Raw genomic sequence first — 12549 nt, 5'->3', positions numbered from 1 at the left:
GCGTCGATCGGTCCACAATGCCGGTCATGGATCCCGTGCCCGGCCTCGATCTCGACCAGCCGCCCTTCGACCTGCTCGATGCGCCCGGCCGCGTGCGTCTGCAGGCCAGCGTGGACATCGGTTTCCACCCCGCGGACACCACGCTCATCGAGGCCGGCCGCGCGTCGCCGCACGTGTACGTGATCCTCAAGGGGCTGGTGCATGCGTACGCGCGTGATGTCGACGGCGTGGAGCAGCGCTTCGCCGACTACGGCCCGGGCGACGTGTTCGGCGCGTGGGCGGTGCTGGCCGGTCGCGCGCGGCTGCGGTACCGCACGGCCGGCGAGTGCCTGTGTTTTCTGATTCCGGCCGAGGTGTTCCGCGCGCTGATCGCAGGCAATTCCCGGTTCGCGGCCTACTTCAACGAAGGACTGGCGACCAAAGGTCAGCTGTCGGTGTCCGGCGACGCCAGGCGCGAGTCCGCAGAGCTGATGATCACCCGCGTGGACGAAGCGCAACTGGCGCCGGCGATCCACGTGCCCGAGGCGATGTCGATCGCCGACGCCACTGCGCAGTTGCGCGATGCCGGGGTGGACTGCCTGCTGGTCGACGCGCCGGGCGATTCCGCCCCGGGCATCGTGACCCGCACCGATCTGCTCGACGCGATCGCCCTGCAGCGCCTGCCGCTGGAAGCACCGGTCGGACCGCTGGCGAACCGGCCGCTCGTGTGCGTGGACCCCCATGACGTGCTGTTTCAGGCGCTGATCGGCATGACCGAGCGTCGCATCGAACGGGTGGTGGTGCGCACCCGTGACGGTGGCATCGCCGGCACGCTGGGTATCGCCGAGGTGCTGTCGCATTTCGCCAGCCATTCGCATCTGATCAGCCTGCGTCTGGCCCGGGCGCGCAGCCTCGACGAGATCGTCGTCGCCGCCAGCGGCATGACCGGCCTGGTGCGCAGCCTGGCCGCGCACGGCGCCCGCATGTCGTACCTGATGGGGCTGGTGAGCGCGCTCAACGAACGGATCATGGTGCAGGTCTTCGAGCAGCTCGTGCCGGCGGCGTATCGCGACCGCGTCTGCCTGCTTGTCATGGGCAGCGAGGGCCGCCGCGAGCAGTTGCTCAAGACCGACCAGGACAATGCGCTGGTGCTCGCAGACGATCTCGACTGGCCGGAACTCGACGCCGCGATGGCGCGTTTCAGCGCCGCGCTCGCGACGATCGGCTACCCGCCATGCCCGGGCCGGGTGATGGTCGACAACCCGCACTGGCGCATGACCGCGCGGCAGTGGCAGACGCGGGTCGCGCACTGGCGGAGCCACTACGGCGGCGAGGCGGCGCTGGATCTGTCGATCGCGCTCGATGCCAGGCCGGTCGCCGGCAACGCTGCGCTGTTCACCCCGGTCAAGACCGCATTGATGACGCTGGGCCAGGACGAGCTTCTGATGCACCACCTGGCGGCCGGCGCGCTGGGGTTCGGCGCACCGCTGACGTTCTTCGGGCGGATGCGCAGCGATGCGCAGGGCATCGACCTGAAGAAAGGCGGCATCTTTCCGGTCGTGCACGGCCTGCGTTGCCTGGCGTTGCGCCACGGCATCGCCGTCACCGGCAGTCTCGAACGATGTGAGGCGCTGGCGTCGCAGGGTGCATTGCCCGATGACCTGCAGCGCGACCTGCCCCAGGCTCTCAACGTGTTCCAGCGGATGCGTCTGGACGCCCAACTCGCCGCGCTGGCCGACGGTCATGTGGCCGACAACCACATCGACACGTCGAGCCTGCGACGCCTGGATCGGGAGCTGCTGCGCGACGCGCTGCATGTAGTGAAGGCGTTCCGCGAGCATGTGCGCCGCGTCTTCCACGTGGCGGATTGAGCGGGCGTGTCGGGACTGCAGCGGTGGTGGTTGCGACGCCGGCATGGCGACGGCGCCTGGCGCGGCCTGCTGCAGCCCCCGCCTGCCAATGAATGGGTCAGCGTCGATCTGGAGACGACCGGACTCGATCCGCGGCGCGACCACATCCTGAGTCTGGCCGCAGTGCCGGTGCGGAACGGGCGCGTGGTGCTGTCAGAGCGGTTCGAGCGGCGCGTGCGCCCGGACCGCGGCTTCGACATCGCCTCCATCCGCCACCACCGCATCACACCCGAAGAAGCGGCCGAAGGCGCGTCGATCACGCCGGTCGTGACGGCGTTCCTGCAGTGGCTCGGCAGCCGCGCGCTGCTCGGTTACAACCTGCGCTTCGATCTCGCGATGCTGGCCCCGCATGTCCACGGCCTGACGGGCTTCGGGCTGCCCAATCCGCGCGTGGACCTGGCCGACGTCTACGCCACCCGCGCACGTCGCACGCGTCCGGACCTGCCACCCGATCTCGATTTCGCCCATATCGCCGAAGCGCTCGGCGTACCGGTGCTCGGCCGCCACAGCGCGCTCGGCGATGCCACCACGGTCGCGCTGTGCTGGCTCGCGTTGCGCGGCGAACGTGGTTGATCCGGCGCGCGCCCATGCGCGTTGGCACCGTTATCGTGTTGGCGCATTGCCCCGTCGCGCTGGCATGATAGGAATGATGGATGGGGAGGGGCTGCGCATGCGGCCCGCAACAGGGAGCGGGAACCGGGGATGGCGGAATTCTTGAGTACGGCGTTGGGCTATCCCACGCTTCTCTACAGCATCGTGCTGGCGTTCTGCACGATCTACTGGCTGCTCGCGGCCACCGGCCTCGTGGATCTGGATCTCGACGGCCTCGATGCCGTCGAGCTTGGCGAAACCAGTGGTCTGGCCGGCATGCTCGGCCGCATAGGACTGGACCGGTTGCCGCTGATGCTGGTCGTCACTCTCGTTGCCTTCATCGCTTGGTTCCTGACCTATTTCGTGCATCTGTTCGTCCTCGGACAGTTCGCCGGCTGGCTGCGCTGGCTGGTCGGCAGTGGCGTCGCGCTGATCGCGTTCGTCGCGTCGGTGTTCATCGCGTCTGCCGTATTGCGCCCGGTGCGTCTCTGGCTGCTGTCGCGGCGCACGCCGGCGCAGCAGTCGCTGCTCGGACAGGTCGCAGTGGTGCGGACACCGCTGGTGTCCGAGCACGTCGGCATGGCCGATGTCGACAACGGCGGTGCCGGCCTGATCCTGCAGGTGCGCGCCGATGCGGGCAGCGATCTGCGCCGCGGCGACCGTGTGGTGCTCGTCGACTTCGACGCCGCCACGCATGCCTGGCGCGTGCTGCCCGAGACCCAGTACCGAACCCTTTGATCCCCGGCCCGCGCCTGCGGGCCTCATGTGCAAGGAGCTGCAATGAGCGTTGCCACGATCGCCCCCTTCCTGATCGGCCTGGGTGTGCTGCTGGTCGCCCTGCTGGGCATCGCGGGCCTGTTCAAGGCCTTCTACAAGAAGGTGGACCAGGGCACCGCCCTGATCGTCAATGACATGAGCGCGCAGCCGAAGGTGCATTTCACCGGCGCATTGATCGTGCCGGTGCTCTACCGCGCCGAGCTGATGAAGATCAGTCTGATCACGTTGCAGATCGACCGTCGCGGCAAGGAGGGTCTGATCTGCCGCGACAACATGCGTGCCGACATTGCGGTCGCGTTCTATCTGCGCGTCAACGAAACGCAGGCAGATGTGTTGCGGGTGGCCAAGTCGCTCGGCGCCGACCGTGCGTCCGACAAGAATGCCGTCGACGAACTGTTCAACGCCAAGTTCTCCGAAGCCCTGAAGACCGTCGGCAAGAAATTCGAGTTCACCGATCTCTTCGAGAAGCGTCAGGAGTTCCGTGAGGAAATCATCTCGGTGATCGGCAACGACCTCAACGGCTACGTACTCGAGGACGTCGCGATCGACTATCTCGAGCAGACGCCCAAGCACGTGCTCGATCCGCACAACATTCTCGACGCCGAGGGCATCCGCAAGATCACCGAGCTCACGGCGACCCAGAACGTGGTCACCAACGAGCTCGAGCAGAACGAGCGGCTGGCAATCACCAAAAAGAACGTCGAGACCCGCGAGGCCACGCTGGCCCTCGAGCGCCAGCAGGCCGAGGCCGAGGCGCGGCAGAAGCGCGAGATCGAGACCATCCAGGCGCGCGAAACCGCCGAGACGCAGAAGGTGCAGGAAGAGCAGCGCCAGATGTCGGAAAACGCGCGCATCGAGGCGCAACAGCTGATCGACATCCGCGAGGAGAACCGGCTGCGCGAAGTCGAAGTCGCCACACAGAACCGACAGCGCGCCGTCGCCATCGAGGCCGAGCGCGTCGAGCGCGCACGCAAGCTCGAGCAGGTCACGACCGATCGCGAAGTGCAGCTGCAGGGCGTGGAACGCGACAAGGTGGTCGAGCAGGGCCTGATGGACGTCGCCAACATCACCCGCGAGCGCATCACGATCGATCGCACCGTCGCCGCCGAAGAGGAGCGGATCAAGGAACTGCGTGAAGTGTCCGCAGCGGATCGCCTGAAGCAGGTCACCATCCTGGACGCCGAAGCCAAGGCGCAGGAATCGCTGGTGCGCCAGGTCAAGGAAGCCGAAGCGCGCGAGACTGCGGCCCGTCACCGCGCGGTCGAGATCACCACGCTGGCGCAGGCCGAGTTCGATGCGTCCGGCAAGCAGGCCGAGGCCAAGAAGCTGCTGGCCGAAGGCGTGCAGGCCGAACGCGCCGCGCCGGGTCTTGCCGAAGCGCAGGTCAAGGAAGCGGGTGCGTCGGCGATCGAGAAGGTCGGCATTGCCGAAGCCCGCGTGGTCGACGCGATGGCCGATGCCAACCTCAAGCAGGGCGCCGCCGAAGCCAAGGTGCTGGCCGAGCAGCTGGCCGCGCGCGCGCAGGGCGAAGAGCAGATGGGCCGCGCCAAGGCGACCGCGACCGAGTCGCTGGGCCTGGCCGAGGCCAGCGTCATCGAGAAGAAGCTGTTCGCCGAGGCCGAAGGCCTGACGAAGAAGTTCGGCGCGATCGACGCGCTCAGCGACACCGCGCGTGGCCACGAGGAATTCCGCATGACCCTCGACACCAGCCTGAAGCAGGCGCTGGCGGCGTTCGAAGCCGGCAAGGAAGTGTCGAAGGAGAATGCCGAGGTCATCGCGACCGCGTTGCGCAATGCCGACATCGATCTGATCGGCGGCGACGGCGGCATGTTCGAGAACGTGGTCAAGGCGGTGTCGCTGGGCCGCTCGATCGAAGGCCTGACCGAGAAGAGCCCGATCCTGCAGGATCTGCTGCAGCGCTATCTCGGTGTGTCCAGCGCGGCGCTGCCTGCGGCGCGCGGTGGCAGCACACCGGCGCCGCGCGTCGTCGAGGGCGATCCCGTCTGAACCCGCATGCGGCCCAGGTCGCCATCTCGAACGCGGCGCGCGTGTTGATCACGCGGCCGCGCCAGCCCGGATCGTGAGCCGATGACCGAACAGACCCAGGACGCCGCGCCGGCGTCTCCCGAAGACGCCCATATCGACCAGGCCGTCGCCCGCGGCGGTGCCTACGAGGTGCTGCGCCGGCGCCTGGTGGAGCAGGGTGCGCGCCTGCGCACGCTCGCCGAATCGCTCAATACGCGTCGCCTCGCCGAGTTCGGCGACAGTCGCATGGAAGTGATCGGGCGCTTCCGCATCCGCAGCGAGAACAACTGCGTTGGCCGCGACATCGTGCAGATTCCCGGTGACCAGGTGCTGTTCGGCTACAACGTCTACATCGGGCTCAAGAGCAAGACCCGGATCGAGGACGTGTTCGGGCTCTATCGCCTGGTCGAGGCCGATGGCGGCTACGACGTGGTGCCGGTCGACCACGCCGGCACGTTCCTGGCGCAGCCCGGTTTCGTCCACGATTTCACCGAGCTTTACGCCTACTACAAGCACGCGCGGCTGCTGCAGCTGATCGTGCGAGAGGGCCGGCTGCTGGCCGCGTTCCAGATCGGCGAGCGCAGCACCGACGTGCGCGTGTTCCGCTGGTCGATCACCAGCACCGGCGAACTCACCTATCTCGATTCCCGCGGCGAGCGCGACATCGCGCTGCCGCCGCCGTTCGATTTCGAATGGACCCGCGCGACCCGCGAACTCGCGGTCGATGGCCGCCATCCGCATCTGGACATCCTCGACACGCTGTTCGTCGAGACCACCGGCGGCGATCTCACGGTCAAGGTCGAGAACAACACCGAAACAGGCGCCGGCATCTATAGCGAGCCGGTCGAGGACCGCACCCAGTCGATCGACGATGCGACCTTCGATTTCGCGAGGGTCGGCACGCTGATCCTGCTGAAGGTGCTGCCCTACCGCGAACAGCAGTGGCGCGGGCTGATCTACAACACCATCACCGGGAAGATCGTTCGCAACGACGCCATCGTGCAGGCCTGCGTCCAGCTGCCCGAAGACCACGGCATCATCTTCCCCGGCGGCTATTACCTGCAGAACGGCGACCATCGCGCGTTCGACGCGCAGATGGATGGCATGCAGTTCAAGCGCGCAATCCGATCGCCGAACGGCGAAGACGTGATGTACATCTTCTACGACCGCGCGGCCGGGCAGTCGGCGCTGTTCGTCTACAACACCATCCAGCGTGCACTGCAGAACCCGGTGTTCGGGCACGGTTACGCGCTGCTGCACGACGGCCGCATGGTGCTGTTCCATGCCGAGGGCGATGCGCCCACGCGCGTGCACCCGATGCAGGTCTGGCAGACGCCGTTCACCAGCGACGAGTTCGCCGCGCATGTGCCGATGGGCAACAGTTTCATGGGGCGGATCGGCAATCCGGAGCTGGTGCGCGGCATCTCCAACCTGCTCGATCTCGCACGCACGATCGACGGCCGCGATGTGTCGTTGCAGCGTTATCAGCTGCTGGTGCACGACACCCGCCGCATGTTCGATGCCCATCACTGGCTGGAAGACACCGACAGCGAGGGCGCGGGCGCACTTCTGCACGAGATCGCTGCGACCGGCGAGTCGGTGCTCGACGAGTACGAGAAGGTCGAAGGCATCCGCCGCCAGTCCGATGCGGCGATGCGCGAGGCCGAGACTGCGCATCGCGCCTTGCTGGGCCGGCTGCAGCCGGACAGCTGGAACCGCATCGAAGAGTTCGTCGAGGCACTGAACGAGATTTCGAAGCAGCGCGGCCATCTGCTGACGATCCGCGACCTGCGCTACGTCGACACCGCCGCCATCGACGCGATGGGCGAGGCGCTGCAGGCCGCGCAGGACGCCGTGGGCGCGGCAATCGGCACCTTCCTCGCGGGCGAACGTGCGCTGCAGCCGGTGTCCGAACGTCTGCAAGTGCTGGATACCGAAGCGCAGGTCGCGACCACCGCGAAGACGCTGGCCGCGTCGATCGATGAGATGCAGGCGCTGTCCGGTGATCTCGACATGCTGTCCGAACTGATGGCGACGCTGAAGGTCGACGACGCGACCGAACGCACGCGCGTCGTCGATGCGATCTCCGGTCTGTACGCGCGGCTCAACCAGGCCCGCACGCGTGCCGACCAGCGCCGCCGCACGCTCGGCTCGGCCGAAGCCGTCGCCCAGTTCGGCGCGCAGTTCGCGCTGTTCGGCCAGGCGATCGCGGGTGCGCTGTCGCTGGCAACCGATCCCGAACGTGCCGACGAGCAGCTGTCGCGGCTGATGGTCCAGCTCGAGGAACTGGAGAGCCAGTTCGGCGAGCACGAGCAGTTCCTCGGCGACATCCTCGCCAAGCGCGAGGAACTGCTGGAGACCTTCGAATCGCACAAGCAGTCGCTGCTCGATGCGCGCCAGCGCAAGGCGCAGGCCGTGTTCGACGCCGCCGCGCGCATCCTCGACGGCCTGCCGCGGCGCACCGAGCGTTTCGAGACGGCCGACGAACTCAATGCCTTCTTCGCTGGCGATCCGCTGATCCTCAAGCTGCGCGAGCTCGCCACGCGCCTGCGCGATTACCGCGACACGGTGAAGGCAGACGACGTCGAAGCGCGCCTGAAGGCCGTGCGTGACCAGTCGGTGCGCAGCCTGCGCGACCGCAGCGATCTGTTCGAGGGCGGCGGCCAGGTAATCCGGCTCGGGCCGCGGCATCGTTTCAGCGTGAACACGCAGCCGCTGGACTTGACGATCCTGCCGCGCGGCGACGGTCTGTCGATCCACCTGACCGGCACGGATTTTTACGCGCCGATCGACGATCCGGAACTCGAAACGCTGCGCGCCTACTGGCAGGTGACGCTGGATTCCGAATCACCGGACATCGCCCGCGCCGAATACCTCGCCGGTCTGGTGCTGCAGGCCGCGACCCAGGGTCGCGAGGGTCTCGATCTCGACGGGCTGCAGCGTGCGCTGACGGAACACGACGCGCTGGAACGCAGCGTGCGCGCGTTCGCCGCACCGCGCTATCGCGAAGGCTACGAGAAGGGCATCCACGACCACGACGCCGCCCTGATCCTGCGCGCATTGCTGCCGCTGCATGCGCAGGCGGGCCCATTGGCCAAGCCGCCGGCCGCGCGTGCACTGGCGATGGCGTTCTGGGCCTTCGGCCGCGACGGCACCGCCGCCGGCCAGTGGCCCGAACGCAGCGCGGGTGCACGTGCGATCCGCGCGCTGTTCGCGTCCGATGCCGGTGTCGATGCATTGCGCGCCGAGATCGCCGATGCGCTCCGGGCGTTTGTCGAAGCGGAGGCATTGGCGTTCGACATCACGCTCGCGCCGATCGCGGCCGATTACCTGTTCGAAGAACTCCACGACGGCGCGCCGACGTTCGGCATCAGCCATTACGCGCGCGACCTGCGCGAGGCGCTGCGCAAGGCGCTCGACAGCGCAGGCCTCACCGCCGATGTCGAGCGCGCGCTCTCCGATACGGCGGCACCGCTGGCGCAGCGCTGGTCACTGGCCGCGCAATGGCTGGGCGCGCTCGGCGCGAGCGAGACGCATGCGGCGCTGGCCGGTTACGTGCCCGAGGCCATCGTGCTGCTGCTTGCCGCCGACACGCTGCCGCACGCGGTACGCGAGGTCACGCTGATCACCGATGTCGATGGCCTGCTCGGCGAGCACCCGCGCGTGCACGCAGGCCGTCTGCGGCTGTCGCTCGACGGTTTCCTGCAGCGTTTCGACGCGCACCGGCTGGCATTCGTGCCGGCCTTCCACCGCTACCAGGCCGTGCGACAACGCATTGCCGCGCGTGAACGCGATGCGCTGCGCCTGTCGGAATTCAAGGCGCGGCCGCTGACCTCGTTCGTGCGCAACAAGCTGATCAACGAGGTCTACCTACCGCTGATCGGCGACAACCTCGCCAAGCAGATGGGCACGGTCGGCGAGCACAAGCGCAGCGACCTGATGGGCCTGCTGATGCTGATTTCGCCGCCCGGTTACGGCAAGACGACGCTGATGGAATACGTCGCCAGCCGGCTCGGCCTCGTTTTCATGAAGATCAACGGCCCGGCGCTGGGCCACGAGGTGCGCTCCATCGATCCGGCGCAGGCGCCCGACGCGACCTCGCGCCAAGAACTGGAGAAGCTCAATCTCGCGTTGGAGATGGGCAGTAACACGATGCTGTATGTCGACGACATCCAGCACACGCATCCCGAGTTCCTGCAGAAGTTCATCTCGCTGTGCGACGGCACGCGCCGCATCGAAGGTGTGTGGAAAGGCCGCACCAAAACCTACGACATGCGCGGCAAAAAGTTCTGCGTTGTCATGGCCGGCAATCCATATACCGAGTCCGGCGAGGTGTTCAAGATTCCGGACATGCTCGCCAACCGCGCCGACATCTACAACCTCGGTGATGTACTCGGCGGCATGGAGGACTCATTCAAGCTCAGCTACATCGAGAACAGCCTGACCTCCAATCCGGTGCTCGCACCGCTGGCGACGCGCGACATGGCGGATCTCTATCTGCTGGCCGAGCGCGCCGCCGGCAAGGACGTCTCCACCAACGACCTGTCGCACGCCTACAGCGGCGCCGAGGTCAACGAACTCACCGGGACGCTGCAGCGGCTGCTGCAGGTCAGCGAGATCGTCTACCGCGTCAACCAGCAGTACATCGCCAGCGCCGCGCAGGCCGATCGCTACCGCACCGAGCCGGCGTTCCGTCTGCAGGGCAGCTATCGCAACATGAACAAGCTGGCGGAAAAAATCTCGCCGGTGATGAATGCCGCGGAGCTCGAACAGCTGCTCGACGACCACTACACGGGCGAGTCGCAGCTGTTGACCACCGGCGCCGAAGAGAACTTGCTCAAGCTGGCGGAGTTGCGCGGAAAGCTCGACGAGACAGCTGCTGCGCGTTGGACCCAGATCAAGCGCGACTTCATGCGCGACAAGGCGATGGGCGGCGAGGATGCCGACACCGGCGCACGTGTCGTCGCGCAGCTGGCGGACATCGCCGCAGGCCTGCAGGTCATGGGGCAGGGCAGCGAGGCGCCAGTCGCGCCTGCGCCGTGGGACCAGTTGCTGGCCGCGCTGCACGAGCTGCGCGCACCTGCTGCACCGACGCCTGTCGAGGCGGCGCCGGCGGCTGAGCCCGACGACACCGCCAAAGCGGTCGCAGGCGAACTGCAGACGGTGCTGCGCGAGACGGCGGGTCCGCTGCTCGCGCAGCTCGGCCAGTCGGTCGCCGGCCAGGCCGCGCTCAATACCGCGCTTGCGGAACTGGCGCAGTGGCTGCGCACACGCGGCACGACGCTCGACAGCAGCACGCCTGCGCGCCGCCGCGAACGCACCCCAGCCGAGCGGCGTCTCGATGCGGCGCTCGATCGCCTCGGCGCGGCGGAATCCGATCCGGATGCGCAGGACCGATGAGCACGGACGACACGGATATCGACGCGGTGCCTGGCGACGCGGCCGGGATCGCGGCCTATGGCGATGCCCTCGTCGCCGGGTTGGCAGCCGCCGATGTCGCGGCCACACTCGATGCCGCGCCGGCCGCCGCGCTGGTCGCGCGTCTGCGTGATCTGCACATCGCGATGCGTGCCGCCCTTCCGTCGCGTGGCCGGCCACGTGCCGGCCTGTTCGCGCGCCTGACCGGTCGCGATGTCATCGACCAGCACGAAGCCGAGGCACTCGGCGCGCGCATGGGCGTGCTGCTGATCGACGCCGATCGCACCGCCGCCGCGCTGCGGGCTGACGTCGTTGCGCATCGCACGCGTCTGGCGGCCTCTGCACCTGCACTCGACCGGCTTGACCGGGCGTCCGCGGCCCTGCGCACCGGCAGCCTGGAGGGCGATGTCCACCATGATCTGCGACTGCGCCGCGCGCAGCATCTCGACACCGTACGCGCCACGCATGCACTGTCGGCACGCCAGCTGCAGCTGATCGCCGAGCAGCACGAAGCGGTACTGGCGCACTACCGCAACGTTCGTGACGTGCTGTTGCCGCTGTGGCGGCAACGCGCGGCCGGCGAACGCACCGCGCAGGGCGCCGCGCATGCGGTGACCGCTGCCGACATCGAAGCCGACGTTGCCCATGAACTCGACGCCATGACCGCTACACTCGCCCGACGCGCGCCCGATCGCGCCGACAGGCCCAAGGAGATCGACGCATGACCCAGGACACCGCTTACCCCACGCACATGCCGTCGGCGACGCCGGTGACCGACGATGCCGCGTTGCAGTCGCTGGGCCTGGTGCCTGCCGACCGCGCCGACATCGAGGTCGTCGCGCGCAGCCTCGCAGACATCACGCCCGGCAACCTGCACGTGTTCGGCCGCGACGCTGCAAGCAAGACCGCCGCATTCTCCAGCCAGCTGCTCGATCAGGTGCGCAACAGCGATCTCGACGCGACCGGCGACAAACTGGGCGAAGTGGTGCGGATCGCGCGCTCGCTCGACCTCGGCAGTTTCGCCGGTCGCTCGAAGGTGCCGCTGCTCGGCCGCCTGATCGACAAGATGCGGTCCGGTCGCGACGAACTGGTTCAGAAGTTCAGCAACACCAACCAGCAGATCGAACGGCTGATGGGCGATGTCGGCCGCCAGCAGGATCTGCTGACGCGCCGGATCACCGACTTCGACCGTATGCACGACGTGGTGCTCGACGAACGCCGCGCGCTGGGCGTGCACGTGATCGCGGGCCGCGAACGGTTGGCGAGCCTGGCCGCCGAACAGGCGACGCTGGTCGGCCAGGAAGATCCGCAGTCGCGCACGCGCCGCGCCGATATCGAGAATGCGGTCCGCCTGCTCGACAAGCGTGTCGGCGATCTGCTGGTGATGCAGCACGCCGCCGACCAGTCGCTGCCGATGATCCGGCTGATCCAGGCCAACGCGATCCAGTTGGTGGAGAAGTTCAACACCGTCCGCAACATCACCATTCCGTCGTGGAAGCGGCAGTTCGCGATCCAGCTGTCGCTGGGCGAGCAGAAGAACGCGGTGGAACTGTCGAACGCGATCGACGACGCGACCAACGAGCTGATGCGCAGCAATGCCGACCTGCTGCGTCAGACCTCGGTCGAAACTGCGAAGGCCAACCAGCGCGCCGTCATCGACATCGGCACGCTGCGCCATGTGCACGAGCAGCTGATCCAGACGGTCGAGGAAGTCCGCAGCATCCATCGCGACGGCATGCAGCAGCGCCGCGAAGCCGAAGGCGAACTCGCGCGCCTGCGCGACGACGTGCAGAAGCGGTTGGCGGCACCGACGGAAGGCGTCTGAGCGGTCTGCCAGGACAGGTGGTAG

General features: G+C 67.8%; 7 protein-coding genes. All 7 read left to right on the top strand.

The features are described from left to right. Positions 1-26 precede the first annotated feature (26 nt). The 7 genes from ACZ9YD_RS13920 (at position 27) to ACZ9YD_RS13890 (ending at position 12525) form a co-directional block, all read left to right on the top strand. Complete coding sequence (locus ACZ9YD_RS13920; RefSeq protein WP_465075861.1) at positions 27-1850, top strand: DUF294 nucleotidyltransferase-like domain-containing protein; 1824 nt, start codon at positions 27-29, stop codon at positions 1848-1850. Between the two features lie 6 nt (positions 1851-1856). Then, positions 1857-2462: a 3'-5' exonuclease gene (locus tag ACZ9YD_RS13915; RefSeq protein WP_465075860.1), complete on the top strand. Its 606-nt coding sequence runs from the start codon at positions 1857-1859 to the stop codon at positions 2460-2462. 129 nt (positions 2463-2591) lie between these two features. Further along, positions 2592-3218: a hypothetical protein gene (locus tag ACZ9YD_RS13910; protein ID WP_465075859.1), complete on the top strand. Its 627-nt coding sequence runs from the start codon at positions 2592-2594 to the stop codon at positions 3216-3218. 42 nt (positions 3219-3260) lie between these two features. Beyond that, on the top strand, positions 3261-5264 hold the full coding sequence (locus tag ACZ9YD_RS13905) for a flotillin family protein (protein ID WP_465075858.1): 2004 nt from the start codon (positions 3261-3263) through the stop codon (positions 5262-5264). Positions 5265-5345: 81 nt separating this feature from the next. Next, positions 5346-10682 carry a DNA repair ATPase gene (locus ACZ9YD_RS13900; RefSeq protein ID WP_465075857.1) on the top strand — a complete coding sequence of 1779 codons (5337 nt, stop codon included), beginning with the start codon at positions 5346-5348 and terminating at the stop codon, positions 10680-10682. Next, positions 10679-11425 (top strand): hypothetical protein, encoded by a 747-nt coding sequence (locus ACZ9YD_RS13895; RefSeq protein ID WP_465075855.1) that lies wholly within the window; start codon positions 10679-10681, stop codon positions 11423-11425. Before ACZ9YD_RS13900 ends, ACZ9YD_RS13895 begins: the two co-directional genes overlap by 4 nt. After that, complete coding sequence (locus ACZ9YD_RS13890; RefSeq protein WP_465075854.1) at positions 11422-12525, top strand: toxic anion resistance protein; 1104 nt, start codon at positions 11422-11424, stop codon at positions 12523-12525. Before ACZ9YD_RS13895 ends, ACZ9YD_RS13890 begins: the two co-directional genes overlap by 4 nt. Positions 12526-12549 lie beyond the last annotated feature (24 nt).

The organism is Luteimonas sp. AC640a, from assembly GCF_979256585.1.
The sequence above is the reverse complement of the archived record's forward strand: the minus strand, read 5'-3'. Positions and strand labels throughout refer to the sequence as shown.

Coding starts and splice junctions, on each gene's coding strand:
- ACZ9YD_RS13910 (WP_465075859.1), top strand. CDS start 2,592: ATGGCGGAATTCTTGAGTACGGCGTTGGGCTATCCCACGCTTCTCTAC.
- ACZ9YD_RS13920 (WP_465075861.1), top strand. CDS start 27: ATGGATCCCGTGCCCGGCCTCGATCTCGACCAGCCGCCCTTCGACCTG.
- ACZ9YD_RS13895 (WP_465075855.1), top strand. CDS start 10,679: ATGAGCACGGACGACACGGATATCGACGCGGTGCCTGGCGACGCGGCC.
- ACZ9YD_RS13905 (WP_465075858.1), top strand. CDS start 3,261: ATGAGCGTTGCCACGATCGCCCCCTTCCTGATCGGCCTGGGTGTGCTG.
- ACZ9YD_RS13890 (WP_465075854.1), top strand. CDS start 11,422: ATGACCCAGGACACCGCTTACCCCACGCACATGCCGTCGGCGACGCCG.
- ACZ9YD_RS13900 (WP_465075857.1), top strand. CDS start 5,346: ATGACCGAACAGACCCAGGACGCCGCGCCGGCGTCTCCCGAAGACGCC.